This is a genomic window from Shewanella oncorhynchi (genome assembly GCF_030848765.1).
Classification (GTDB): Bacteria; Pseudomonadota; Gammaproteobacteria; order Enterobacterales; family Shewanellaceae; genus Shewanella; species Shewanella oncorhynchi.
Window position 1 is genome coordinate 2,492,802 of the sequence record NZ_CP132914.1, and the last position, 26,468, is coordinate 2,519,269.

Annotated in this window: 21 protein-coding genes; 19 read left to right on the top strand and 2 right to left on the bottom strand. The window is 43.8% G+C overall.

The features are described 5' to 3' along the window. The first annotated feature begins 481 nt into the window (after positions 1-481). The 4 genes from RA178_RS11245 to RA178_RS11260 all read left to right on the top strand — a co-directional run bounded on the left by RA178_RS11245 (position 482) and on the right by RA178_RS11260 (position 4,121). Positions 482-1,009, top strand: a complete 528-nt coding sequence (locus tag RA178_RS11245) for a hypothetical protein (protein WP_219252409.1) — start codon at positions 482-484, stop codon at positions 1,007-1,009. Positions 1,010-1,177: 168 nt separating this feature from the next. Then, complete coding sequence (locus RA178_RS11250) at positions 1,178-1,516, top strand: hypothetical protein (protein WP_105252539.1); 339 nt, start codon at positions 1,178-1,180, stop codon at positions 1,514-1,516. Between the two features lie 348 nt (positions 1,517-1,864). Further along, positions 1,865-3,853, top strand: a complete 1,989-nt coding sequence (locus RA178_RS11255) for a RecQ family ATP-dependent DNA helicase (protein ID WP_306685373.1) — start codon at positions 1,865-1,867, stop codon at positions 3,851-3,853. After that, positions 3,846-4,121 (top strand): hypothetical protein, encoded by a 276-nt coding sequence (locus RA178_RS11260; protein WP_028759892.1) that lies wholly within the window; start codon positions 3,846-3,848, stop codon positions 4,119-4,121. The genes RA178_RS11255 and RA178_RS11260 overlap by 8 nt, the downstream gene beginning before the upstream one ends. An 86-nt stretch (positions 4,122-4,207) precedes the next feature. Here the strand turns inward: RA178_RS11260 and eco are convergent, their stop codons facing one another. Next, positions 4,208-4,759, bottom strand: a complete 552-nt coding sequence (gene eco / locus RA178_RS11265) for a serine protease inhibitor ecotin (protein ID WP_028759893.1) — start codon at positions 4,757-4,759, stop codon at positions 4,208-4,210. A gap of 641 nt (positions 4,760-5,400) precedes the next feature. Here eco and RA178_RS11270 point away from each other — a divergent pair. The 5 genes from RA178_RS11270 (at position 5,401) to RA178_RS11290 (ending at position 12,517) form a co-directional block, all read left to right on the top strand. After that, positions 5,401-6,621 carry a cation diffusion facilitator family transporter gene (locus RA178_RS11270; RefSeq protein WP_306685374.1) on the top strand — a complete coding sequence of 407 codons (1,221 nt, stop codon included), beginning with the start codon at positions 5,401-5,403 and terminating at the stop codon, positions 6,619-6,621. Then, positions 6,622-7,101 (top strand): MarR family winged helix-turn-helix transcriptional regulator, encoded by a 480-nt coding sequence (locus tag RA178_RS11275; protein ID WP_028759894.1) that lies wholly within the window; start codon positions 6,622-6,624, stop codon positions 7,099-7,101. It begins immediately after the preceding gene. Positions 7,102-7,312: 211 nt separating this feature from the next. Further along, positions 7,313-9,406: a prolyl oligopeptidase family serine peptidase gene (locus RA178_RS11280; protein ID WP_306685375.1), complete on the top strand. Its 2,094-nt coding sequence runs from the start codon at positions 7,313-7,315 to the stop codon at positions 9,404-9,406. A 268-nt stretch (positions 9,407-9,674) separates the two neighbouring features. After that, positions 9,675-11,300: a phosphoethanolamine transferase gene (locus RA178_RS11285; protein WP_173244783.1), complete on the top strand. Its 1,626-nt coding sequence runs from the start codon at positions 9,675-9,677 to the stop codon at positions 11,298-11,300. A 188-nt stretch (positions 11,301-11,488) separates the two neighbouring features. Continuing rightward, positions 11,489-12,517, top strand: a complete 1,029-nt coding sequence (locus tag RA178_RS11290) for a GGDEF domain-containing protein (RefSeq protein ID WP_028759897.1) — start codon at positions 11,489-11,491, stop codon at positions 12,515-12,517. Positions 12,518-12,648: 131 nt separating this feature from the next. Here the strand turns inward: RA178_RS11290 and RA178_RS11295 are convergent, their stop codons facing one another. Beyond that, complete coding sequence (locus RA178_RS11295; RefSeq protein ID WP_306685376.1) at positions 12,649-15,354, bottom strand: acetate--CoA ligase family protein; 2,706 nt, start codon at positions 15,352-15,354, stop codon at positions 12,649-12,651. Positions 15,355-15,630: 276 nt separating this feature from the next. Here RA178_RS11295 and RA178_RS11300 point away from each other — a divergent pair, with 276 nt between their 5' ends. From RA178_RS11300 to RA178_RS11345, 10 genes are read left to right on the top strand one after another with little or no spacing between them, the layout of a single operon-like run. Further along, entirely contained in the window at positions 15,631-16,773 is a 1,143-nt protein-coding gene (locus RA178_RS11300; RefSeq protein ID WP_306685377.1) for a methyl-accepting chemotaxis protein, read from the top strand. A gap of 14 nt (positions 16,774-16,787) precedes the next feature. After that, complete coding sequence (locus RA178_RS11305; protein ID WP_306685378.1) at positions 16,788-17,072, top strand: STAS domain-containing protein; 285 nt, start codon at positions 16,788-16,790, stop codon at positions 17,070-17,072. Positions 17,073-17,080: 8 nt separating this feature from the next. Further along, positions 17,081-18,814 carry a SpoIIE family protein phosphatase gene (locus RA178_RS11310; protein ID WP_306685379.1) on the top strand — a complete coding sequence of 578 codons (1,734 nt, stop codon included), beginning with the start codon at positions 17,081-17,083 and terminating at the stop codon, positions 18,812-18,814. A gap of 3 nt (positions 18,815-18,817) precedes the next feature. Continuing rightward, complete coding sequence (locus RA178_RS11315; RefSeq protein WP_028759902.1) at positions 18,818-19,183, top strand: response regulator; 366 nt, start codon at positions 18,818-18,820, stop codon at positions 19,181-19,183. A gap of 17 nt (positions 19,184-19,200) precedes the next feature. After that, positions 19,201-21,357 carry a chemotaxis protein CheA gene (locus RA178_RS11320; RefSeq protein WP_306685380.1) on the top strand — a complete coding sequence of 719 codons (2,157 nt, stop codon included), beginning with the start codon at positions 19,201-19,203 and terminating at the stop codon, positions 21,355-21,357. A gap of 10 nt (positions 21,358-21,367) precedes the next feature. After that, the gene (locus tag RA178_RS11325; protein WP_049821692.1) at positions 21,368-21,880 is read left to right on the top strand and encodes a chemotaxis protein CheW; all 513 of its coding nucleotides are present in this window, start codon (positions 21,368-21,370) and stop codon (positions 21,878-21,880) included. A 5-nt stretch (positions 21,881-21,885) separates the two neighbouring features. After that, on the top strand, positions 21,886-23,883 hold the full coding sequence (locus RA178_RS11330; RefSeq protein WP_306685381.1) for a methyl-accepting chemotaxis protein: 1,998 nt from the start codon (positions 21,886-21,888) through the stop codon (positions 23,881-23,883). Next, positions 23,884-24,729 (top strand): CheR family methyltransferase, encoded by an 846-nt coding sequence (locus RA178_RS11335; RefSeq protein ID WP_263266667.1) that lies wholly within the window; start codon positions 23,884-23,886, stop codon positions 24,727-24,729. It abuts the gene before it with no gap. Further along, positions 24,716-25,336: a chemoreceptor glutamine deamidase CheD gene (cheD, locus tag RA178_RS11340; protein ID WP_105252529.1), complete on the top strand. Its 621-nt coding sequence runs from the start codon at positions 24,716-24,718 to the stop codon at positions 25,334-25,336. The genes RA178_RS11335 and cheD overlap by 14 nt, the downstream gene beginning before the upstream one ends. A 3-nt stretch (positions 25,337-25,339) precedes the next feature. Further along, positions 25,340-26,389 carry a protein-glutamate methylesterase/protein-glutamine glutaminase gene (locus RA178_RS11345; protein ID WP_219252389.1) on the top strand — a complete coding sequence of 350 codons (1,050 nt, stop codon included), beginning with the start codon at positions 25,340-25,342 and terminating at the stop codon, positions 26,387-26,389. Positions 26,390-26,468: the final 79 nt, after the last annotated feature.

Sequence of the window (26,468 nt, forward strand, 5' to 3'; positions counted from 1 at the left end):
AAATAATCCTCTTTTATCAGAGGAGGGGGCATTAAATAACATTTAGCTGGATTATTTAGTTTAAAAAACAGCCAAGATAAACCTATTCTAACAATGGCGATTAATTAAGCGGATATAAAATTAAAGGCAATGATAGTATGAAATTCGTACTTTCTCTATGCAGTGGTTTCGAACTTAGTTAGTCACAGATGCATAATTTTAAAGAATGGTTTAACCATTTTATTGGTTTTCTTGAATGGAATGCCGCTAAACTAGGCTTGAGTGTTGGGTGAAATTTAAGCTAATAACGACAACCGCTTATCGGGTTCTTAGCCTGTTATGAGTTGAGCTATTTCTGCCAAAGGCAAAATGAAGCATAAGGGATCGATTCCCAGCCAATAAAATGGTTGAACCATATATTAATACTTGTCGATTTGTACTAGCATGAGGTCCCATTTATTTCATCCGCATTAAACGCATGCTTAACTAAAGAAACGTATTTATGGAACCGCAAGCTTGGATATATCAACAAGACAAACCGACAGCAGGAAGAAAATTATTATTGCTTGAGGAAGCAGAATTAATTTTTGCCTTACCCTTAATTTATCGCCTTATCAATCCTGAAGCTGTGGCATCTAAACCAGATTGGTTTTGTGACGCTGAGTTACAAACGGTTTTCTATACTAAGTTGGTAACACAACTAAATGAATTAGTCCGATTACGCAAAAAGGCACAGCGGATCGACAACGAGCTTACTAATGTAAACAAAATGCTCAATCAGTATTTTACTGATTTTGGCTGGCGTATGGTTCGCAAAGAATTATCTCAAATAAAAAAACGGCAAAAAAAGTCTCATATTGAGCTAAGCAGGGATATTATTTTGAGGTTAAAACGTTATATGGAAACTCAAAAGTTAGACAGTTTTGACCAAGCCATTGATACCCTATTGTCAGAGCATAATGAAAATATTTCGCTTAATGTTTTACAACATACTGATGAGGATGTTGTAGACGACATTGTTGATGAATAGAACAAAATAACCGCGGATCTATGTTTTGAAGAATATGATTTTAAAGTTGTTCTATTGCCTAAAATGGATTATCTAATAAGGGTAAGTTAGCCGTGACTTATCTGTGCAGACACGTAAAATTACTGTTAAGATCTTATGTTTACGACTAGATAACGCGGGGCATTAGAGATGAGTTTAAGTATTGCAAACGATAGGAAAATTGCGGTTTTATGCCGAATTGAACCTGGCTGTCTCGGACCTGATGGCGTAGATCATATTGAGGCTTTTTGTGCTTTAGCCCAGAAAGCGATGCAACATTTTGACGTCGATGTCGGCACTTGGGTGTTGATCCCAAGATATGATAAAACCTTAGAAGAGATGCAATATAGTCTTGCAAATAAGCTGCTTTCGCGTGAGCAGGCAACTAAATATTTAGTTTCTATAGGGCGTGACATTGATGGTTTTGAAGAAAGATTTCAGGACAAACTGACGTCGCTGATCAACCTATATCTTGCTAGAAAACCTTAAATGCTCTATTTATCGGAGATGTATTTTTTGCTGAGATTCATCTGACTTCTTGTTTTTTCATAGGAGATATCGGATTTGTATTTTTACAAATCGGTTTTATTTTCATATTTAATTTCTGACTAAAAAATAAAATTAATCCTATATTAATCATTGTTTTGTAACAAAATTCGAACCTATAATTACGCTCCTGATGAGCAGTTAAGTTGGCTTGAAAACTCAGTTGTTGCTAATTAACTCCGTAAAGTACGTCAAAATTTGCTAGACTAGTCGACTCACTTAATGCTGAATCTTTTTCTTGCGGTATGCCCGAATTTTGTGGGTGGTAAGGATAAGTGTAAAGGACGGTTGATGTTCAATCCCATTCCGGAAACCAATCCATACGTTAGTTTGTTGCAGCAGGATTTCGGTTTTTCTGAATTTCGTCCTGGTCAAGCGCAAACGATAACACAACTGTTAGCAGGGAAGTCGAGTTTAGCGATTTTCCCGACAGGTTCTGGTAAATCCCTTTGTTATCAATTTACAGCATTGCAGTTACCCCATTTGAGTTTAGTGATTTCGCCTTTACTCGCCTTGATGAAAGATCAGCTGGAATTTTTGCAATCTAAGGGAATTCATGCGGCCAGCATAGATTCAACCTTAAGCGCTGAGCAGAGTCAGCAAGTGATGACAGATGCGCGCTTTGGCAAACTGAAAGTTTTAATGGTGTCGGTGGAGCGTTTCAAAAATGAACGCTTTAGGCAGTTTATTCAATCGGTTCCGCTGTCTATGTTGGTCGTCGATGAGGCGCATTGTATTTCAGAATGGGGCCACAATTTTCGGCCTGATTATCTTAAATTACCCGATTATCGGCGCGAGCTTGAGATCCCGCTGGTACTGTTACTGACGGCCACCGCGACACGTAAAGTGAAACTGGATATGGCCAAGCGCTTCGATATCGCGCCCGAACACATAGTACAAACGGGATTTTATCGACCCAATTTAGATTTGACTGTTCTGCCCGTGTCGACGCAAGAGAAAAATGCCTTACTGGTTAACCAGATAACATCATTCTCAGGTGCTGGTATTGTGTATGTGACGTTACAGCAAACTGCCGAAACAGTCGCACGACTCTTGAGCCAACAAGGCATAGTCGCCAGTGCCTATCATGCTGGATTTGAAGATGAAAAACGTCAACAAATTCAAAATGATTTTATGCAGGATAAGCTGCAAGTGGTTGTTGCTACCATCGCCTTTGGTATGGGAATAGATAAGAGCAATATCCGTTTTGTGATCCACTATGATTTGCCTAAATCCATTGAAAACTACAGTCAAGAAATCGGCAGAGCAGGGCGTGATGGTGCGTTATCCCATTGTGTGACTTTAGCCAATTTTGACGGACTCAATACCGTTGAAAATTTTGTGTATGGCGATACGCCTGAGCGAGAAGGTATAGCGCAAGTCATTGAAGCTATTCGACTTGAACAAGATTCTGGTCAGTGGGAATGTCAGCTTAATGGCGTGTCGACGGCGAGCAATATTCGCCAGTTGCCGTTAAAAACGTTACTTGTGCAGCTAGAAATTCTAGGTGTGGTTAAGCCGTTATTTGCTTACTACGCCGATGTTAATTACAAATTTTTAATGGATAAACATGTCATTCTGAGCCGCTTTAATCCAGAGCGGCAGGCCTTTTTGACGCAAATTTTTAATCATACGCAGATGAAGAAAATATGGGGCGCGTTAGATTTTGATGCCTTGTACAGTGCGACGGGCCATGAACGCAGTCGTGTATTGGCCGCGCTGGAATATTTAGCTGAACATCAGTTGATTGAATTAGAAACCAAACGAATTACCGATGTGTATCGGGTGGATGTTGCCGCATTAGCGCGTCCGGAACTCATCGATGAGCTGTACCATTATTTTATTGATAAAGAGCAGAAAGAAATTGCGCGAATAGCGCAGTTAGTCCGCTTTTTTGAACTTGAGACGTGCTTAAGCCACAATTTATCGCGTTATTTTGATGATAATGAGGCACCGGCGGTCTGCGGTCATTGCAGTGTCTGCCGCGGTCATTTCGCTAAGTTGAGTTATTCGACGGAACCTACTTGGCCGACAGAACAGCAGATATTGGCTGATTTGCGTGAGTTGAAACATCATTTAACGGCTAAAGGCATTGGTGCTTTGTCAATCGATACCTATTGTCGTTGCCTCGCTGGTATGTCAGTTCCTTTGGTGAGTCGTTTTCAAGTGCGTAAGTTGAGTGGTTTCGGCCGCTGTGAAAAATTGAGATATGCTGAAATTAAACAGAAAGTTGAGTCACTGTTGTCGCAACTAGATGATAAAAGAGTTGAACATGAATAAGGCCGTAAAAAAGATGTTAGCCACCCATGAACATTTGGTTCACTCTGAAGGTGTGACTGTGGTTTCGCATATGCAAAGGGAAAAGGCGGAGTGGATACAACATACTGTTATGATTGAAGATTGTGACGTGCCGTTTAAATTTAGACGGGTCAAAAAGTATCGTAATCTGCAAGGGCAAAAGATCAATGTCATCTATTACCCAGAGACAGAAACTGTGGCAGGTTTTGAAATAGAAATTATGCAAGTCGTTAGAATTAAACGATTCTAGTTAATGCGCTTCGAGTCTTTGCTTTTATCAATCAGCAAAGACTCGAAGCGCATTTGATTGATGACGCAAGAGTTAAATTTGGCTATTTACTTGGAATATTGATAGGTTGAATCTACTTTCCAAGTTCTGAAACGCAGTTCAGCGCCTTCTGGTAGATAAAACACCTTAGGCAAGCGACTGTCATAGCGCATTTTTAGTTCACCCGGAATACGTACAAAAGCTTCTTTCTTCGCCAATTCGAAACAGGCCATCATAGTGCTTGGGCCTTCAGCGATTTCATCCACTTGATAGTAGTTATAACCCCAACCTTGCACTGTCAGTTCCTTCAATTCCCCGTTTAATCCATGCTTATTGCAATCAACCATTTGAGTCTGACCAATTTGGATTTCGACCATGTAGTCATCTTCGTTTTCTAATTTAGGTAAACTTAAAATGTGCTGCACCATACCTGCTGCCGGAGCAGGGAACATCTTAGTGGCTTCCTGTGCGCTGTAATCTTTTGGATCGAAACGTTGAATACTGATCATAGGCGCATTTAACCCTGTTGGATGTGGTGGGCTCACCGCCGCGGCATTGAATGACAATAGTGCAAATGCAAGGGGAACAGTGCTAACGCTAAATAAGGTCTTCAATTTCATTTTGTTTCTCCTAATCGAACTGAATTGATGTCGATAAATTTGTCTGTGTTCTGCTCCCTATAAACGCAGCAGAGGTAAAAAAGGGTTAAATTATTCAATAAAAAATCGATTTTTTACCCAAATAATTTTTATCAATCTGAATAATAAGGGTTAATTACACTTTTCAATGACTTATTTTGTTAAGTTCTCAGCTATTTCAATTCTTTGCTGTGGCTGTTTTATGACTCATATCATGCGAAAAATATACGAAATATCCTAGATAAAAACCTTAAAACTTGGATTTCAACTTGCACTGAAAAGCCACCGCAGTGTCTGTCTATAACTGCGTAAGGCTGTAATAAAGCCAATCTAACTCAGCTATGTGAGCTGTTTTTACTCATAAATCAAGCGCTAATCCATTAAACCTTGCCTGATATCCTTTGCCTAGTCTAGCTGCCTATCTTAATTCACATATCAGTGTCTCGGCTGATGGCAGGTGCGCAGATGCATTATGGGGATTCAAATACACGTTTAAAAGTTTGAAAACAGTATATCTTGATAAATAGTTAATTCGATCTTCATATATTTTGATTTTCAAACTATAATTCAAGCGACGAGTTTTTCACCATTAATAGCGATAGAAATGGAACAGGGGCCATACAATGAAATCAATGACAGCCGAGCAAGCGACAGGGCATCAAGCTACTACGGGAAGCCGCCAAGGGCATTCACTCGCCCAGTGGCAGCACGCCCATGAGTTTTCCAGTCAGAACCGCGATGGCGAGAAGAACACTCGCTATGTACTGTATTTAACCGTGATCACTATGGTGGCTGAAATTGCTGCCGGAACCATCTACGGTTCTATGGCACTGCTCGCCGACGGTTGGCACATGGGAACCCATGCCGCGGCCTTTATGATCACTTTATTCGCCTATTCGTATGCCCGTAAACACGCTAACGATCCTGCATTTGCTTTCGGTACTGGCAAAGTGAGTGTGCTTGGCGGTTATACCAGCGCAATAGCGCTAGGACTTGTGGCACTGGTGATGTTGATTGAATCGGGAATGCGACTGATTAATCCTGAGCAAATCCATTTTAACGAAGCCATATTTGTGGCTGTCATAGGTTTGAGCGTTAATGTGCTGAGTGTATTTTTACTCAAAGATCACCATACCCACGACCATGGGCACACTCATGGTCATAGTCACGATCATGGACATCAAGATGATCATGAAGACGAGCATGCTCATCACAGCTGCGAAGCACACTCCTCCCATGACGATCACGTCCATACGGCTCATTCACATGGTGCGGGTCCACATACGCACGATGACTCACATGCACACGTTGAAAGTCATCAAGATCATAGCCATTGCCATCATAAACAGGAGCACCATGCTGCTGAGCATGAGAGTCAGAAGGCACACGGTGGTCATGATCACAACCTACGCGCCGCCTATTTTCACGTATTAGCCGATGCGTTAACGTCAGTGCTCGCCATTGCGGCCTTGTTGTTTGGTAAATACATGGGACTGACTTGGCTCGATCCGGTTATGGGTATCGTGGGTGCTGTGATTATTAGCCGTTGGTCATGGGGCCTCATTCAGCAAACGAGTCCTATCTTACTTGACGGTGGTGTTAAAGCGTCATTACAGCGTAAAGTTGTGGAAACCCTTGAGGCCGTACCGGATCATCAAGTGGCCGATTTACATCTTTGGCGAGTGAGTGCCGATCACCATGCTATTATGGTGTCTATCGTGTCCCATTCACCGAAAGATGTCAGTTATTTTAATCAGTTACTGTCACAATTTCCTGAATTGGCCCATATCACTATTGAACTCCATACTTGCCGTCAGCGCGAGTGTATGGCTAAGGAAGCCTAAATGACTGTTGAACATCATCATTCATCAAACCTGAATTCAACGACTGCTCATTCAACGGCCGCACATTCAACAGATCATGCATTAAATCATGTGATTATTGAATTTTACGAAAAGCTGTCGTCTTGGGAACACGCCATTGTACGTGACAAAGGTTTTAGCCTATCGCAGGTGCACACCATTGAGTTACTCGGCGTGCACGGCGCTATGAGGATGAAAGAACTGGCGGATAAAATTGGTGTCACAACAGGTACACTAACGGTCCAAATCGACAAAATGGTAGAAGCTGAGTGGGTTGTACGTCGTCCCCATGAAACCGATCGTCGTTCGATTCTGGTGGAGTTAACCGAAAAGGGCCAAACTTTGTTCCTCGAACATGATGCATTACATCTACAACTCACTACAGATCTCACCGCTAAAATGAGCAGTGAGGAACGAATCGTACTGCTCAATTTGTTGTCTCGTATGAATAACGAGTTTTAATTTACCCTATTTCATCCACTAAAAAGCGTCCCTCGTGGACGCTTTTTTATAGCATGACATTTTTAAAAACGCGATTCATTCTAGATTAATCATCTGCTATTACAGTACCTTACCTTTTGTTACATTCTTGTTGGATTAATAGTTGAACTGGATATTAATTAAGGTAATGTAAGGGCAGATCTCAAGATGGACTTTGTTTAAAAGGAATAGAATGAATAATAAATTACTGCCTTGGTGCATTGCAGGAGTGCTCGGTATGAGCGGTCAACTTCACGCAGAAGAAGATAAATACATTTGGTTAGAAGATGTTGAAGGCGCTAAGCCTATGGAATGGGTGAAAACCCAAAATGCCGCATCTGCCGCCGAAATTAAAGCGTTTAAAGGTTTTGATACCTTAGTGGCGAACAGTCTCGCCATCCTGAACGATAAAGAACGCATTCCCTACGCGACCCACATTGGCGACAAGTTATACAACTTTTGGAAGGATGACACCCATGTGCGCGGTATTTACCGCCGTACTACCATGGAAGAATATGCTAAACCCGATCCCAAATGGGAGACTGTGCTTGATATCGATGCCTTAGGTAAAGCTGAATCCGTCAATTGGGTATTTAAGGATATTAGCTGTCAGTATCCCGAAAATGAGCGCTGTTTTGTCTCACTTTCCCGCGGCGGTGCCGATGCGGTGGAAGTGCGAGAATTTAATTTAAATACTAAATCCTTTGTTGCCACCAAAGATAAGCCATTCTTTTTAAAAGAAGCCAAATCAAGTCTGAGCTGGATAGATAAAGACCACGCCTTTGTCGGTACTGATTTTGGTGATGGTCAAAGCATGACTGACTCAGGTTATCCACGGGAGGTGAAACTCTGGCAACGTGGTACAGCACTCGAGCAAGCGAAACCGATTTTCACTGGTGACAAAACCTCAGTCGCAGTATCAGGCTGGGTTTTATTCGATGATAAAACGCCGCTGAGTTTAGTCACCGAGGCACATACTTTTTATACCGCCAGCCAATATGTCTATCAAGATGGCAAACTCATAGGGTTGCCATTACCTCAAGATGCTGAGATTAAAGGTTATTTTAAAGGTAAGTTATTTATTGAGTTAAAGAGCGATTTAACCAACAAAGACGGTAACTTTAAGCAAGGCGCGGTCGTGTATGCCGATGTGGCGGATCTTATCGCCCAAAAAGCCAAATTCAGTTTATTTGTGAGCCCGACTCAGACCGCATCGATAGCGCAGCTTAGTTTTAGTAAGAGTGCGATTTTCGTGAATTGGCTCGATAATGTGAAAAGCAAATTAGTGCGGTATGAGCAAGACGAAAAGGGCGCTTGGCAAAGCACCCAAGTCCCATTCGAAGCGAATGGCGCCCTGACGGTAATGGACGTTGAGCAAGACAGTGATGATTTTTTCGTGAATTACACCAGTTTTCTTGAGCCTTCAAGCCTCTATACGGTTAATGCAAAAACCTTAAATCCGAAGAAAATTAAAGGTATGCCGCAACAGTTTGCTGCGGATAAGTTTAAAACTGAGCAATACTTTGCGACGTCTAAAGATGGCACTAAAGTACCGTACTTTGTGGTGATGGCTAAGGATCTTAAGTTAGATGGCACTAATCCTACGCTACTTTATGGCTATGGTGGGTTTGAAGTCTCACTGCGTCCATCCTATTCGGCCACCATTGGTAAGAATTGGTTAGAGCAGGGCGGCGTATATGTGTTATCTAACATTCGTGGCGGTGGCGAATATGGCCCAGCTTGGCATCAAGCGGCGTTAAAGCAAAATCGACATAAAGCCTATGAGGATTTCGAGGCAATAGCGGAGGATTTGGTTGCCCGTAAAATCACGTCAAGCAAACATTTAGGCATCCAAGGTGGCAGCAACGGTGGCCTGTTAATGGGGGCGGCATTTACCCGCAGGCCTGATCTGTACAACGCTGTCGTGTGCCAAGTACCTCTGCTTGACATGTTTAGATTCAATAAGTTACTCGCCGGTGCCAGCTGGATGGGCGAATATGGTAATCCGGATATTCCTGAGGAATGGGCTTACATTAAAACGTACTCTCCGTACCATAATCTGCATAAAGACGTGCATTATCCAAAGGTCTTTTTCACCACATCGACCCGTGATGATAGGGTTCACCCAGGTCACGCCCGTAAGATGGTTGCTAAGATGAAAGACATGGGAATTGATGTCTTGTACTACGAAAATATTGAAGGTGGCCACGCCGGCGCTGCAGATAATAATCAAGCTGCGGAACTTAATTCAATGGCGTTTGCCTACTTATTACAGCAATTAAGATAATTACCGCTGGGTTAGCATGAATTGTTAACTCTTCACTGGTAAAACCGAGCAAGACCCTAATAGGTTGGGGAGCAGAAAACGGTCGAACTTATTGAGGTTCGGCCGTTTTTTTAAGTTTATTATTTAATGTTAACAATACCCACAGATAATTTGAGCCATTGCCGAGAGCTTGCTACTATTGCGAAAAAATTTCACTGTCAAAGGCTAAGACTACCTTAAGAATACTAAGTTATTCTCGACAAACAACTAATTTGAGTGAGAGCTATCAGTGTTAGCAAGATTTAAGACTCTATCGGTGAATCGATTCACTTTTATCACAGCGTTATTTTACGTCTGTATTTTCAATATCCCATTGTTTGGCATCATTAAGAAAGGCATTGAAAAACAACCTGATGTCGATCCTATCTTCATTGCTACTGTGCCGTTGTTTTTAACCTTTGCACTCAGTTTTGTATTTTCCTTATTTACGGTGAAGTATCTCGTTAAACCGTTTTTCATCTTACTCACCTTGTTATCATCGAGTGTGTTCTTCGCTGCCTACCAATACAATGTCGTCTTCGATTACGGCATGATAGAAAACACTTTTCAAACCAATCATGCCGAAGCGTTCATGTATGTGAATTTCGCTTCGATAATGAATATGTTACTGACTGGGATTTTACCCGCATACCTTATCTATAAAGCGGATATTCAGTACAAACCTTTCCTAAAAGAACTACTGCATAAAGTGCTTTTTATGCTAGCGATGTTGGCAGGACTGGGCATTATTGCTTTCTTCTATTTTCAAGATTACGCGGCTTTTGGCCGTAACAACGACGAGCTAAAACGTTATATCGTGCCGACATATTTTATCGGCGCTGTCTCTAAGTACATCAATGTGCAGTACTTGCAAACGCCAATGGAATATCAGCAACTTGGCCTCGATGCAAAAAATGTCAGTGCCAACTCAAATGGAAAACCGAATTTATTAGTTCTAGTCGTGGGGGAAACCGCGCGTTCAATGAGTTATCAGTATTATGGCTACGACAAGCCAACCAACGCTCATACCCAAGACCAAGGATTAATAGTCTTTAAAGATACCCATTCATGTGGCACGGCAACGGCGGTATCTTTGCCTTGCATGTTTTCTCGCATGGGACGGGAAGATTACGATTCACGCCGTGCCTATGCTCAAGACACCGCCGTTGATGTGTTGGATCATGGCGGTATTAAAGTGCAGTGGTTTGACAATGATTCTGGCTGTAAAGGGGTGTGTGACCAAGTTGAAAACATAACCATTGATTTGAACAGTGATCCTAAGTTGTGCACTGGCCAATATTGTTTCGACCAAGTGTTACTGAACAAATTAGATGAAGCCTTAGCCAACGCAGAACGCAAAGATACCGTGATTGTATTGCATGTCATTGGTAGTCATGGCCCAACTTATTTTTTACGTTATCCAGCAGAACACCGTAAGTTCACACCGGATTGTCAGCGCAGTGATATACAAAACTGCAGTGAAGATGAGCTGATGAACACCTATGACAATAGTATTTTGTACACTGACTATATTATTAGCGAAGTGGTTAAAAAATTAGAAAATCAACAAGATAAATTTGATTCAGCCATGTTGTATCTGAGCGATCATGGCGAGTCTTTAGGCGAAAAAGGCATGTATTTACATGGCGCGCCTTACAGTATCGCACCGATTGAGCAGACGAGCATTCCTATGCTTGCTTGGGTGTCAAAAGATTTTAGCAAAGATAATCAATTGGATATGGATTGTTTGGCTGAGCATGCGGCGAAAGGTGGTTTCTCCCATGACAATTTATTCGATAGTCTATTGGGACTAATGAATATCAAAACTGAGGTATATCAGCCTGAATTAGATATCTTTGCTCGCTGCCGCGGTTAATTGTGGACTTAATTGTCGCGAGGTTTAGCTCGTTCTAGTTGGTTCGACACCATGATGAGGAAGAGGATGGCAACATCCTCTTTTCTTTTGCTCCCTGTCATAATAATTGATTTCTCCCATATCCAAATCGAATCAGTTGAGTTAACTTAATGTATACAAAAACATAACAAATCTATGGTTCGCGATTTATGTCTTCTACTGCAGAAAATAAAGAACTTGATTCTGCCGCGCAAATTTTGCGTTTGGCCGTGCCGCAAATGTCTGCCCTCGATATTCCTGTTACTCCTGAAAATTACACTGTTTGGTATGAATATTTTGCAGGTACAAATCTCGATTTAAATCGCGCGATTGATGGTTTTTTGGCGAATTCTGTCTCTTTTACCAAGGAAGTTAATACCAGTCTTTATAAAACCTTTATCCAAGAACAGTCACCAGAAGTAATTGAAAATGTTCAGATTGAAACACAAATCTTGATCAATAGCCTGTTGAATAAAATCAGCCAGTTGAGTCAAGGAACCGCGGCATTTTCTGGCTCATTAGCCGAGTTTGGTTTGCGATTACAGACTAATCCCGATATCAATACCTTGAACGAGCTGGTTGATGGTGTGGTCGATGAGATGCAGATGCTACTTATCAACAACCGTGAGATGGAGCAAAGTCTGTGTACCATGGGTCAAGAAGTACAAAATCTTAAGTCGGAAATGGAAAATCTTAGCCTCGCAGCGATGACAGACCAATTAACGTCTCTGCATAATCGCCGCGCCTATGAATTGAGTATTCAGGATCAAATCTACCGTTCACAAGATCACCAGACCCGCTGTAGTCTCTTACTGATTGATATCGATAACTTTAAAGCCTTTAACGACACCTATGGCCATTTGACCGGCGATAAAGTATTGGCCTATGTCGCATTAGCCTTAAAGCAATGTGTGCGTGGGGATGACTTTGTTGCGCGTTATGGCGGCGAAGAATTTGTGGTGGTGCTACCTAACACCCATTTTCACGACGCATTGCAAGTGGCTGAAAATCTGCGTGAACGTATTTCTGAGCGGCGCTTAACGGTAGGGAAAGACAAAAAGCTTTCCCTTGGCGCGATTACTGTCTCGATTGGGATGGCCTCATTGCAACAGGGGGATGATGCTGAAACGCTGTTTAGTCGCGCCGATAAAGCACTGTACCAAGCTAAGTCCGAAGGCCGTAACTGTGTTAGAGGCTGAGAATGTGATGCAAGTGTCGATGTTTCAAGGCGTTAAGTATTAGCTCGGTCGCTATTTCGTTAAATAATCATTTACTTAGGATAACAAAATGCCGCAATGATTTGCGGCGTTTTTGTTCGTCTGGATAGGTGCTATTGATCACTGGGCGGTTTTAAATCCATGTGCATTTTGATCAAATGCTCCTCCATATCGAAGGTCACTTTAAAACCGAGACTCTTGGCAAGACTGGCCATATTGCGATTCTCAAACATGGTAAAGCCAGTGAGCACGGGCGTGTCGTTGGCCTGATAATACTTGATCAATTTTTCGAGTAACAATTTGCCTAACCCTATACCTTGATGATCGCCACGCACCGCCATGGCAAACTCGGCCTCGGTATTATCAGGGTCAATAGATGCACGCACGGCACCTAAGGTGATGTCATCGCCATCGGGTCCCTTAGCCGTGGCGATAAAGGCCATCTCACGGGCGTAATCGATTTGAGTTAATACCGCCATTTCTTCATGGGTCATTTTCGAGCGCACCCCAAAATAGCGTTTGTATCTGTCTTCATCGGATAACGAATTATCAAAAGCCAAATGTTTAGGTTCATCTTCGGGCAAAATCGGCCTTAGCATTACCTTAAGGCCATTTTTAAGCTCGGCGAATTCTTCTAATTCCTTCGGATAGGGCATGATGGCCATCCGCGATGAACTGTCGGCATTGCCATCATGCAAACGGATATTCACATCGAGCAGAGTGATGTTTTCACCCGCGGCCAGTACTGGGTTTAAATCTAACGAGGCGATTTCAGGGCAATCGATAATAATATGGGATATTTGCGTTAACATCACGCACAGGGCATTCATGTCTAGACCCAGTGGTAAATGTCTGTCCTTTAACTTATGGGTCTTTAACGCTTGGATCACCATATAACGCGCCAGTGCCATATTCAGGGGTGGCAGGGCAACGGCAGCATCATTGGTGGGGTCCCATTCTGAGCCACCTTCGCCAAGGCAAATCGCCGGACCAAAGACGGGGTCGCTTATCACGGCCACGCGGATTTCTTGCGCGCCAGCGGTCAACGCCATTTTCTGCACTATCATGCCTTCAATAATGGCTTCGGGATTGGCTTGATGCACCCTCTGGGTAATCGCATTCGCGGCGTGGCGGATATCTTCAGCCGAGGTTAAATTGAGCATCACTCCGTGCACATCGGACTTATGCAAGATGTTAGGGGATTGCACTTTTAACGCTAAGGGATAGCCCGCTTCATTCGCAATGGCCACCGCTTCATCGGCATCTTTCACAAACCAAGTGTCTATGGTGTTAAGCCCATAAGCCCGCAAAATAGGGCTGGCCTCATGGGTTTCCAGTACTGATTTTCCTTTAGCTTGAGCCGCTTGCAGTAATTTGCGCGCCGTGAGGCTATCTGTCGGAATATTGTCGGGGATCGATTGCGGCACTTCTTGCAGCAGTTTTTGGTTACGACGGTATTCAACCATGTGCATAAAGGCACCCACAGCACCTTCGGGTGTACGGTAGGTGGATATGCCGCCCTTAGTGAAGCGTTTTCGTGCCTGATAAGCCGAGTCTTCACCGCTCCAGTTCGTCAAAATATTGAGGCGATTCTTTTTGGGATGCGCGTGGATCACACTCACCAAAGTATCAGCAATCTCAACACTTTCACCGAGTGCTGAAGGGGAGTGCAAGACCAAAATAGCATCAAGTTCATTGGAATCCATCAAGATAGTCAAAGCTTTAGCATATCGTGATGCGTTCGCATCACCAATAATATCGATGGGATTTTGCCTTGACCAAGTATTCGGTAACACCGCTTCTAATTTGGCTATGGTGTCTTCTGATAACTCCGCCAGTTTACCGCCGCGCATAATGAGTTCATCCACAGCTAACACCGCGGGGCCGCCGCCATTACTGATAATTCCTAAGCGCTCACCTTGCAGCGGATTGGAATGCGCTAAACTTTCAACCGCGGCAAACAGTTCAATTAAATCGTTAACCCGCAACATACCTGCACGGCGAAACGCCGCTTCATATACTGCATCATTACCGCCAACACCGCCCGTATGCAATTTTGCGGCGCGGGCACCTTCGGCGCTGCGGCCCGATTTAATCACTAGAATTGGCTTATTGCGTGAAGCGGCTCGAGCAGCCGAGAGGAAATGGCGCTTCTCATTCACCGAGTCGATATAAAGCATGATGGCGCTGGTGCGGCTATCGCGGCCAAGGTAATCGAGCAGTTCGTCAAAGTTAATGTCGGTGGCATCACCGAGGGAGATAAAGGAGGAAAAGCCAATACCTTTGTTATTAGCCCAATCGAGTACCGTTGTACAAATGGCGGCAGATTGAGACACAAAGGCTATTTTGCCCGGTAGTGCGCTGGCGTGGGCTAAGCTGGCGTTTAATCCCAATGGAGGTAATAGCATTCCTAAGCTATTTGGCCCCAGAATGCGCATCCCGTAACGCTTAGCATTTTGCATGGCAAGGTCGAGCAGGCTCACGCCATCTTCGTTAAATTCCTGTGCCATTCCCGCTGCCATAATAATGGCCACCTTACAGCCAAATTGCGCAAGGGTTTCAACGATGGCGGGCACACGGCAAGCGCGGGTACAAATAACCGCTAAATCGGGTTTGATGGGTAAGGCTTCAATATTGGGATAGGCGAGCACGCCCATCACTGCCCGATACTTAGGGGTGACTGGCATGATAGGTCCCGAAAAACCACTCGATAGTAGGTTTTTCATCAGCACATTACCCGCGCGTTTTTCGGTATTCGAAGCGCCGATAATGGCAACGGAAGTCGGTTTAAATAAGGAGTTTAATGTACGTTGACTCATAAGCGATTCCATCCCAATCCATGACGCTTCCAGTGTAACCTAGGGTATGAGGACTGCACAGTTAAGTTTCAGGTTCCATTAAGACAAGTTTATTAGCAAATCATGAATTTACGCCAATTTACTGAGAATTAATGCTCAATGCTGAGGATTTCTATCGCGATAACTGCATTTTCCGCATTGCGACACGTAACAATGTGAATAATTTCACTTTCGTGTTTGAAAATCACCCAATATGAAACTACTTTTTAATCACTGTACAATTATTGTGAAGTCCATATGACATACAAGGATGGGGTCGTTGCGGTGCTCGCGGCAGGCGTTGGATATGCGCTGAGTTTGATGACATTGTGGGCTATTGGTCCGGTTATTTCTGTATTGATTATGTTGCTGTGGCAATTTTATCAGCACCAGCAAATGCAGTTAGTTCAACAGCATGATGATAAGTCCTTCAACAACCAACTTGCCGCGGATTGGCAAGCCCATATCAATCTGTATCAAGAGTCAATCACGACACTTAACGGCTGCGAGGCTAACATTGACAGTGTGCTAGCGGTGCAAGGTGACGCAGTCAATTTGCTCGGTGAGTCATTCGATGGTTTAGGGCGGTTAATGACGGAGCAGACAGGATTTATTTCAGATCTCGTTAAGAGTACTGATGATGCTGAGTTATTCCATTCAGATCAAATGAAGCAATTTGCCAACAATACCTCAATGACGTTAGAGCGCTTTATTCAATCCACCATAGAAATGTCGGCATCAACTATGGAGTTGTTGGAAAAAGTGAATCTCATCTACGAGTCTATGCCTCAAGCGATGAAAGCCTTGCAAGACATAGATCAAATCTCGTCCCAGACTAATTTGCTCGCTTTAAATGCGGCAATTGAAGCGGCGCGGGCGGGTGATGCGGGTAGAGGCTTTGCCGTTGTGGCAGATGAAGTGCGCGCTTTATCCACTCGTAGCGCAGGTTTTAGTGAAAGCATACAAAAACAGCTTAAATCAATTCAAATTCAGATTGAACAATTAACCGTACATGTGAGTAAAGTCGCCGCTCAAGATATGACTTATATTATTGATGCAAAAAAGGATATAGATACTGCACTAAGGCAGATTATCGTTAAAGCAGAGAAGGATTCTCAAGTGATTGAACGTATCGATTCATCGGCACATGAACTAGAACAAGCCATCTCGGATACTATTCGGGGATTGCAGTTCAGTGATATTACTTCCCAAAGCCTGATTTACACAAATCAGTCCCTAAACCATTTAAAAGAATCGCTCAATCGCGTCACCACTATGTCACAACAGGAGTTTGGCATTAAGGGGGATGACATCACAATACAAATGAGTCGCCGACGTCAGGAGACTCATAATCCCGTTTCAAGGGATCAAATTACCTGTGGTGAAATTGAACTCTTTTAATTAGGGATAACACAATGTTAAATATTAAAGTTATTTCATTGCCAGAGCGCTTTGACTTTTATTACCACAAGAAATTCACCAGTGATTATCAAGATATTTTAACGCTTCCAGAGGTTAACCATATTATTTTAGATTTTAGTCGAGTGCTTTACCTCGATAGTTCTGCTTTAGGCATGATGGTACTGCTGCATCGTAAGGCGCAGGAGTTACATATTTCTACGTCTGTAAAAGGTGCACATGGTCAGGCGAATGAAATCCTTAGTATTGCCAATATGCAGAAAATCTACATCATAGAGTAACACTCATTATGGTATCGCTTACTCAGCCGGAACATTTTATTTTAGTTATCGATGATGACGCTATTGCGAGTCAAAGGATCAGTGACTTTATTCATAGCAAAGGTTACAACGTCATTGTCTGTAGTGATCTAGAAGAAGGTTTATTTGAAATAACGCAAAATACGGTTGATTTAATTCTGATTAACTATTGGTTAAAGGATGGTACCGCACTGGCGTTACTGGACAAGTTAAATAAGGATAAAAAAGAAACACCTGTTATCGTCATGAGCGAGACAAAAGAAAATCAATCCGTATTAGCCTGTTTTAGAATGGGGGTTTTGGATTTTGTTGTTAAACCGATAAATGTTGAAATATTTTGGTACAAGGTTGAATGTTTACTTACCCGGGTGCAACTTCAGCATAAAGTAGAGCATCAAAGAATTGAACTTGAAAAAATGCTTTATGAAAAGGCCCGAGAAGAACACATGGCCCGGCATTTATTTGAGCACTTAGTCAATATTGATAATACTGACTTTGATTTTGTACATACTTACTGCCAAGCCAGTGCCAATTTTAGCGGTGATATTATCCTCAATGGCATAGCGCCTAATGGCAATTTCTTCTTAATTCTCGCCGATTCAACGGGTCATGGCCTGAGTGCAGCCATGCCCATCATGCGTGTTGCCAGTACATTTAGGGCTATGGTTTCAAAGGGATTTTCTTTAGTTACTTTTATTTATGAACTGAATGCTAAGCTCCACCGAGAAAACCCTGAAGACAGATTTGTTGCCTGTATTATTTTAGAAGCCGATTTTAATCGTAATAAATTACACATTTGGAATGGTGGCATGCCCCCCGTGTATATTCAAACGGGGGGGATTGACTGTTTAACAAACCACAATATTAAAGAAACTGACCATTCTCGTTCAGTCAGTAATCAATCTATCGATAAATTTAAATCGACAAATATGGCCCTTGGCATTTTACCTCCGCATACTTTTATAGCGGATATTGTTACGGTTGATTTACCACCCCATGGGCATGCTTGCCTTTTTAGTGATGGTTTAATAGAGCAATATACCCATGAAGGCAATCCATTTGGCATTGATAAATTAAAAGATCTTTTTATTCATTTTTCAGGTGGTTTAATAAAATATTTAGAGAACAATATACATGAGTACTGTTCTGCTGAAAATATTGCCGATGACATCACTATTTGTACCTTAGATTTTGAACGATTAAACACTTGGCATCAAGATCGTGATGTCAATCGTATTAAAGCCATTATGGATGGAGAGTTCTGCTGGGATGTCAGTATTGCAGGGCCTATGTTACTCAGCGCTGATTATTTAAGTTCATTGAATCAGTTTCTCAGTATATTGGGATTTGCGACCAATTTCTGTCAACGGGTTTTTACTGTTGTCGCAGAGTTATTTAGCAACGCTATTGACCATGGTGTACTAAAATTAGATTCTCGACTAAAAAATGATCCAGAAGGCTTCGAACTGTACCATAGTATTAGGGACAGTTTTGCAGATAGGCTCACGGAAAATGATTGGGTAAAAGTGAGCATCATCTGGCGTTCATCGCAGGATGAATTACATATTAGCGTGGCTGACAGTGGCAAAGGCTTTGAGGGTGATGAAAATTTGATGGCGGACATTCCTCAGTTGTCTGGGCGCGGTCTATCGCTGGTGAAAACATTATCTAAGACATACGAATTAGTACCGCCAGGGAATATAACTAAAGTCATAATGGAATAGCGCATGAGTAAAAGAATATTAATTGTTGATGATTCCGCAGCGATTCGACAAATGGTCGAAGCGACCCTTAAATCGGCTAATTATCAAGTGGTACTGGCCAAAGATGGTCGAGAAGCCCTCGATATCTGTAATGGGCAGAGATTTGACTTCATTCTGACAGACCAAAACATGCCTCGAATGGATGGGCTGACCTTAATTAAATCCTTACGTGCTATGTCGGCATTTATGCGTACGCCGATCATTATGCTCACCACGGAAGCGGGCGATGACATGAAAGCCCAAGGGAAAGCCGCGGGTGCGACGGGATGGATGGTAAAACCCTTTGATCCTCAAAAGTTGTTGGCTATTACGGCTAAAGTGTTGGGTTAACTGCAACGGGGTGCGCTATGTCCATCAATATGGCCGAGTTCCATCAGGTCTTTTTTGAAGAAAGTCATGAACATCTTGAAAATATGGAACAATTGCTATTGGCATTGGACCTTGCTTCTCCCGATCCTGAAGAACTGAACACCATTTTCCGTGCTGCACATTCTATAAAAGGCGGCAGTGGTATTTTTGGTTTTACCGCATTAACCAGTGTCACCCATGTGATGGAAAACCTGCTGGATAAAACCCGTAAGGGTAACTTCCAATTAACGTCATCCATTATCGATTTACTGCTGAGTACTGTGGACACGTTATCCCATATCTTGAGCTTGTACCGCGAAGAAGAGCAGATTGATTGGCAGGAGGTTGAATACAGTAAAAGTCAGTTGGTCGCAGCGTTAAATGGTGAGCCTTTTAGTTCATCAGTTGCGATACGTAATGGTACAGACGCCGCTACTAGCACTCCCATCATAAATGCAGCACCCACCATACCAGTGGAGGCAGAAGATCTGGGTTTTGGATTTTTTGAAGATGAAATGGCACGTGATATTGCCATCGAAGGTGAAGACTTTGGATTTTTTGATGAGCCTTATCAAGCGGAAGACATCAGCGCTGACAGTGCGATAAATAATAAAGAGCGTAATGCTGAGCTGTGTGATGCGACAATTGACGATGATGAGTTAGGCTTTGGTTTTTTTGAAGCATTAACGCCAGAATCCTTCGCTAATGAAATCGAGTTATTAAGTTCAAAACCGCTAGTGCAGAAGGTTTATAAGCCAGCGACCAGTCGAGCACATCAAGCCAAGGAAACTGGAAGTAGCCAATCCAAAAACACCTTATTTAAAGCCAAAGCGGCTGAGTCCACCGCACCCATTTCAACCGTGCCTACGAGTCCTTCTGTGAAAGCAAGCTCGCCTGCAATACTGAGTTCAAACGCAACATCAAACTCATCTGTTGTCCCAAAGCCCAATACCGCAGAAGTGAAAACAGCGACTAAAAAATCAGCCGCGTCGGCTCAGGATGCCACCTTAAGGGTCGAAACCTCTAAGATAGATACTTTGGTTAATCTCGCGGGCGAGCTGGTGATCACTCAGTCTATGTTGACTCTCATTGGTAACGAGATGACGGGCGATTTAGGTGAGCGACTCAAGACCGCACTCAATGAATTGGAACGTAATACCCGTGAGATGCAAGAGGCAGTGATGTCGGTGCGTATGCTGCCGGTATCCTTTGTGTTTAACCGTTTCAACCGTTTAGTGAGGGACCTTTCTGAGCAACTGGGTAAAAACGTCAATCTCGTGATTGAAGGTGGCAACACAGAAATTGACAAGGGCATGATTGAAAAGCTCGTCGATCCGCTGACCCACTTAGTGCGCAATAGTTTAGATCACGGTATCGAAAAACCTGAAAAACGGCTCGCAGCGGGTAAATCTGAAGTGGGTGTGTTATCCCTTAAAGCCAGTCAAAGGGGCGGCAATATCGTTATCGCTGTGCACGATAACGGCGCAGGCTTAAATCGTGAACGCATTATTCAAAAGGCGCGGGAAAATGGTTTGCAAGTGGCTGATAACAGTAGCGACAAGCAAGTCTGGCAATTGATTTTTGCCGCAGGATTTTCAACTGCGGAGGAAGTCACAGATGTGTCTGGCCGTGGTGTTGGTATGGATGTGGTGCGCCGTAATATTGAAGCCTTAGGCGGACGCATTGATATTGAGTCCACTGAGGGCCAAGGCTCAACCTTTGAAATCCAGTTGCCACTCACGCTCGCCATTGTCGATGGTATGACGGTTTCTGTGGGAAATCAGATCTACATTCTGCCCTTAGTGCACATCATAGAATCTATTCAGCCGCAAACGGAACAACTTAAATTTCTCGCCAAAGAAAGACTCTTAAAAGTACGTGAAGAGTACTTACCTCTGCTCAATCTTTATCAGCTGATGGAAATTGAGCCCAATGCCCGCTGCCCAGAAGAGGGCATAGTCGTATTGCTCGAAAGCAACCACAAGCGCTTTGGCCTGTGCGTTGATGCCTTAGTTGGCCAGCAGCAAGTGGTGATTAAAAGTCTTGAAAAACATTATCGCAGGATCCCCGGTGTTTCCGGCGCCACCATCATGGGCGATGGCAGCGTCGCGTTGATCCTCGATGTCGAATCGCTCGCTCTGCACATTAAAAATTAAGGAAATAGCCATGGAGAGTCGATCAACTATGACCGCCAAAGTGGAATACAACGCCCATGATGAGGTGGAGTTTTTAAGCTTTATGTTAGGCGAAGAGCACTATGCCCTCGACATTATGTCCGTCAAAGAAATTCGCGGTTATGAGTCGGTCACTAAAATCGCCAACGCCCCTAGCTTTATAAAAGGCGTGATTAATTTGCGCGGTGACATAGTGCCCATAGTGGATTTACGTATGAAATTTGCTGTTGGAACCGCCACTTATAACGAGTTCACTATCGTTATTATGCTCAATGTGTTTGAACGTATAGTCGGCATAGTGGTCGATGCCGTCTCCGATGTGATTAAGCTGTCGGCGGAGGAAATCTTACCTGCCCCAGAATTTGGGGTGGCGTTCGATAGCCGCTACCTCAAAGGCTTAGCCACAGTCGAGGATAAGATGATCATTTTAGTAAATATTCAGGCTCTGATCAGCAGTGATGAGCTGGGTCTAATTGATGCAAATAGTCTGACTGATCAGGAGTAACAATAATGAGTATCTTCAAATTTTTTGGCAATGATGAGGCGCGTGAGCAAAGGGATGAAGAGCGTCAGCGCTATTTTCAGCTACTTGATAACAGTGGCAACAGCTTTATGATCGCTGACAGTCAGCGCAATATTATTTATGCGAATAAAGCCGTTGTCCGTTTGCTGCAAGAGGCAGAGGACGATATTCGTAAAGAGTTACCTCAGTTCTCGGTTGCCAAACTGATCGGCAGTAATATCGACATTTTCCATAAAAATCCTGCACATCAGCGTAATTTATTAGAGCGTCTAACCCAATCCCATACCGCGCAAATCACCATAGGCAAACGTATCTTTAGGTTGATTCTGACGCCGATTATCACCGCTGAAAATAAGCATTTAGGCACAGGTGTTGAGTGGATAGACCGCACCGAAAGTATCGAAGCCGAGCGAGCAACCCAGCGCATCCTCGAAGCGCTCAATAATACCAGTACCAACGTCATGATAGCCGATGCTAACCGTACGATCATTTATATGAATCGCTCGGTCGAAACTATGTTGCGCCATTCTGAAAGTGAGATCAGACAAGCCTTACCGCATTTTTCCGTGGATAAAATCCTCGGCAGCTCTATGGATATCTTCCACCGCAATCCTGCTCACCAAGCAAGTTTACTCGATAAATTAGACCGTAAATATGAATCGCTTATTAAGGTCGCGAGTTGCCATTTTCGCTTAACGGCCAGCCCCATTGTGTCTAAAGAAGGTGAACGCTTAGGCACTGTAGTTGAATGGCTCGACCGCACCATTGAAGTCCAAACCGAGCAGGAAATTTCCCGCATAGTCACAGCCGCAGCTGCGGGTGATTTCTCCCAAAGGGCGGAAACAGATGGCAAGCAAGGTTTCTTTTTAATGCTGGCGAACAATTTAAATTCGTTAATTGAAACCTCGGAACGTGGATTGCAAGATGTGGCGCGGGTGCTGATGGCGCTGGCGGATGGCGATTTGACCACTCGCATTTATAACGATTATGAAGGCACCTTTGATGATTTGAAAAATTACTCAAATCAAACTGCTGAAAAGTTATCCTTCATGATCCAAGATATTCAACGAGCCGCGGATACCATCAATACCGCTTCGGCAGAAATAGCCCAAGGCAACGCTGATTTATCCAGCCGCACCGAAGAGCAAGCTTCTAGCCTAGAGCAAACCTCGGCCAGCATGGAGGAACTCACAGGTACAGTGAAACTCAATGCGGATAACGCCAGTCAAGCCAATGCCTTAGCCTCTAAAGCGGCTGAAGTCGCAGTGGATGGTGGTGAGCTTATCCAGCAAGTTGTCCAGACCATGGCATCGATTAATGAATCGGCGCGTAAGATTGCCGACATTATTGGTGTTATCGATGGCATTGCTTTCCAGACCAATATCTTAGCGCTCAATGCAGCGGTTGAAGCGGCGCGGGCGGGCGAACAAGGCCGCGGTTTTGCTGTGGTCGCGTCAGAAGTGCGTAGCTTAGCCCAACGTTCGGCCAATGCCGCTAAAGATATCAAGGCACTGATCTCGGATTCGGTGTCTAAAATCGAGAGTGGCAACAGCCTTGTCGGTAAGTCTGGCGATACCATGAAGGAAATTGTCATCGCCATTAAACGGGTGAACGACATCATGGCGGAAATTGCCTCAGCCTCTAATGAGCAGGCCATCGGTATCGATGAGATCAGCAAAGCCGTAGTGCAAATGGATGAAATGACGCAACAAAATGCGGCATTGGTTGAAGAAGCGGCCGCCGCAGCGGAAAGCATGCAATCCCAAGCGCAGCAACTCTCAGACAGTGTCGCCAGTTTTCGCGTGGACGACGAAGATGAAGCCCCAAGACGCAGCAACGCGAGATTAGCGGCGCCCAAAGCGAAGGCGATGAAGCCCATCAAACAGCAGCTTCAACCTATGGCAAGAGCCAGAGTGACAGAGAAACCTAAAACCAATGCGATGAAGCCCATGAAGCAAGATCAAGACGAATGGGAAGAATTTTAATTGAGTGAAAACAAACCATTGGAACGAGAGTTTGCCTATACCTCGGTGCACTTTAATACCGCGAGGACGACGCTGTACCGCTTAGCGGGGATCAAACTCGCCGATAGCAAGGATGCTATGGTGTATAGCCGTTTAGTGCGGCGGATCAGAACATTGAAATTAGCCGGATTTTCGGCTTATTTTGAGTATCTGCTAAGCCATGAAAACGAACACCAAGAATTTATCAATGCGTTAACCACTAATCAAACGGCATTTTTCAGGGAACCGCATCACTTTGAGGTGTTAAAACAGTATTTAATCGATAACCCAGATACCCGCAGGATCTGGTGTGCTGCCAGTAGCACAGGGGAAGAACCTTACTCGATTGCGATTGTCGTCGCTGAACATTTCAACAGTTTTAAAACGCCTATTGAGATCATTGCTTCCGATATCGACAGCGGCGTGCTTAAAAAGGCTGAAATGGGCATTTATCCTTTAGAGCGTATCGATACAGTCAGCGATATCCGTAAGAAACGGTTTTTTCACCGCGGACGCGGTTCACAGTTGGGCAATGTGCGCGTGGTTCCCGAATTAAAGCAGATGCTCAAGTTTACCCGCATCAATTTACTCGATTCTTTTTGGCCGCTAAAAACACCAATCGATGTGATTTTTTGCCGTAATGTAATGATTTATTTTGATAAAGAAACACAGGAAGTCATATTAAAACACATGATGAACTCCCTTAGTGAGGATGGGCTTTATATTGCGGGACATTCGGAAAATTTTAATATGTTCCCGCAAATCATCACTGCCGTTGGTCAAACAACCTATCGGCCAGTGAAGGGGCTCATGAGTGCTAAAACCTAATATCGAATATGCTATTGCAGAGCCGAATCGCTATCACGATCATCATTTTGGTTGCGATGCGGTAAAAATATTACCCGGCGAGTATTTTGCAACCCGTGAAGATACCATGATAGTGACAGTATTAGGCTCCTGCGTCTCAGTGTGCTTGTATGACCCTAAGCTCAAAATTGGTGGAATGAATCACTTTTTATTGCCAAGTGACAATAGTAATTGTACTGGGGTGCTCGCCGATTCAGCCCGTTACGGCGTGTATGCCATGGAGTTGTTAATCAACGACTTACTCAAGCTTGGCGCACAGCGCAACTCACTCGAAGCTAAGGTGTTTGGGGGCGGCAATATGTTACGCAGTTTTACTGTGCACAACATTGGTGAGCGTAATGCTGAGTTTGTGATTGAATATCTCAATCTTGAAAATATCCCTATCGTTGCTGCCGATTTACTCGATGTGTATCCGCGCAAAGTGTATTTTTTCCCCCATTCGGGCAAAGTGAAAGTCCGTAAAATTAAATCCATGCATAACAGCACAATTCTTGACAGGGAAAGTGAGTACCGTTTACGGGTTCGTAATTTACCTTCGGGCGGCGACGTTGAACTATTTGGTGATTAAGTTATGACGATCAAAGTGTTAGTTGTTGACGATTCTGCGCTAATGCGCAGCTTGCTCGGTAAAATGATTGAGGCTGACTCTGAACTGTCTCTGGTTGGGCTTGCTGCCGATGCCTACGAGGCCAAAGATCTGGTGAACCAATTTCGCCCCGATGTGATTACCTTAGACATCGAAATGCCCAAAGTAGACGGTTTAACATTTTTGGATCGCTTGATGAAAGCCAGACCCACTGCAGTAGTGATGATTTCATCGTTAACCGAGCAGGGCGCTGATGCGACCTTTAATGCCTTGGCCTTAGGCGCGGTGGATTTTATCCCTAAACCGAAATTAGACTCGCCCCAAGGTATTCATGATTATCAGGATTTGATTTTAGATAAGATCAAATCTGCCGCGAAAGCCAAAATCATCAAGCCGCAGAAATTTGTTGAGCCAGTACGCCCTGTTTCAAGTAAGCGGCCAATATTGGCCAATACAACCCTGACACAGCATTTAGTCGCGATAGGCGCATCTACTGGCGGTACTGAAGCCATTCTTTATGTATTACAACATTTACCCGCGGCTATGCCGCCGATAGTGATCACCCAACATATGCCAGCGGGGTTTACCCGCACTTTTGCGGAACGTTTAAATCGACAGTCACGGATTACTGTCAAAGAAGCCGAGCATGGGGAACGACTCTTACCCAGTTATGCCTATGTTGCCCCTGGCGATCATCACCTTGAGATCATCAAAGTGGGTGGTAGTTATAAAGTTAAATTAACCCAAGATGAAAAGGTCAGTGGCCACAGACCTTCGGTCGATGTGATGTTTACGGCCTTGGCCCAATGTGCCGCGCCCAATATCAGCGCGATGATTTTAACTGGCATGGGCAAAGATGGCGCCGAAGGCATGGTGGCGCTACACCAAAAAGGCGTCACTACATTTGCCCAAGATGAACAAAGTTGTGTGGTATTTGGCATGCCACGAGAAGCAATAAAGTGCCGTGCGGTAGATTATGTGGTGGAGTTATCGCAGATGCCGAGCAAGCTCATTAACCATTTAAGCTCACTGTGACCGCCCACGCTGAGTGGGATTCAAAAGTGATGAATAGAGCGTGAGTCTCGCAGGAAGAGCATCACGCCGAACTGATTTG

What these genes read in the sequence shown, in the direction of transcription:
- RA178_RS11245 (WP_219252409.1), top strand. Translation starts at nt 482, where the DNA reads ATGGAACCGCAAGCTTGGATATATCAACAAGACAAACCGACAGCAGGA.
- RA178_RS11250 (WP_105252539.1), top strand. Translation starts at nt 1,178, where the DNA reads ATGAGTTTAAGTATTGCAAACGATAGGAAAATTGCGGTTTTATGCCGA.
- RA178_RS11255 (WP_306685373.1), top strand. Translation starts at nt 1,865, where the DNA reads ATGTTCAATCCCATTCCGGAAACCAATCCATACGTTAGTTTGTTGCAG.
- RA178_RS11260 (WP_028759892.1), top strand. Translation starts at nt 3,846, where the DNA reads ATGAATAAGGCCGTAAAAAAGATGTTAGCCACCCATGAACATTTGGTT.
- eco (WP_028759893.1), bottom strand. Translation starts at nt 4,759, where the DNA reads ATGAAATTGAAGACCTTATTTAGCGTTAGCACTGTTCCCCTTGCATTT.
- RA178_RS11270 (WP_306685374.1), top strand. Translation starts at nt 5,401, where the DNA reads ATGAAATCAATGACAGCCGAGCAAGCGACAGGGCATCAAGCTACTACG.
- RA178_RS11275 (WP_028759894.1), top strand. Translation starts at nt 6,622, where the DNA reads ATGACTGTTGAACATCATCATTCATCAAACCTGAATTCAACGACTGCT.
- RA178_RS11280 (WP_306685375.1), top strand. Translation starts at nt 7,313, where the DNA reads ATGAATAATAAATTACTGCCTTGGTGCATTGCAGGAGTGCTCGGTATG.
- RA178_RS11290 (WP_028759897.1), top strand. Translation starts at nt 11,489, where the DNA reads ATGTCTTCTACTGCAGAAAATAAAGAACTTGATTCTGCCGCGCAAATT.
- RA178_RS11295 (WP_306685376.1), bottom strand. Translation starts at nt 15,354, where the DNA reads ATGAGTCAACGTACATTAAACTCCTTATTTAAACCGACTTCCGTTGCC.
- RA178_RS11300 (WP_306685377.1), top strand. Translation starts at nt 15,631, where the DNA reads ATGACATACAAGGATGGGGTCGTTGCGGTGCTCGCGGCAGGCGTTGGA.
- RA178_RS11305 (WP_306685378.1), top strand. Translation starts at nt 16,788, where the DNA reads ATGTTAAATATTAAAGTTATTTCATTGCCAGAGCGCTTTGACTTTTAT.
- RA178_RS11310 (WP_306685379.1), top strand. Translation starts at nt 17,081, where the DNA reads ATGGTATCGCTTACTCAGCCGGAACATTTTATTTTAGTTATCGATGAT.
- RA178_RS11315 (WP_028759902.1), top strand. Translation starts at nt 18,818, where the DNA reads ATGAGTAAAAGAATATTAATTGTTGATGATTCCGCAGCGATTCGACAA.
- RA178_RS11320 (WP_306685380.1), top strand. Translation starts at nt 19,201, where the DNA reads ATGTCCATCAATATGGCCGAGTTCCATCAGGTCTTTTTTGAAGAAAGT.
- RA178_RS11325 (WP_049821692.1), top strand. Translation starts at nt 21,368, where the DNA reads ATGGAGAGTCGATCAACTATGACCGCCAAAGTGGAATACAACGCCCAT.
- RA178_RS11330 (WP_306685381.1), top strand. Translation starts at nt 21,886, where the DNA reads ATGAGTATCTTCAAATTTTTTGGCAATGATGAGGCGCGTGAGCAAAGG.
- RA178_RS11345 (WP_219252389.1), top strand. Translation starts at nt 25,340, where the DNA reads ATGACGATCAAAGTGTTAGTTGTTGACGATTCTGCGCTAATGCGCAGC.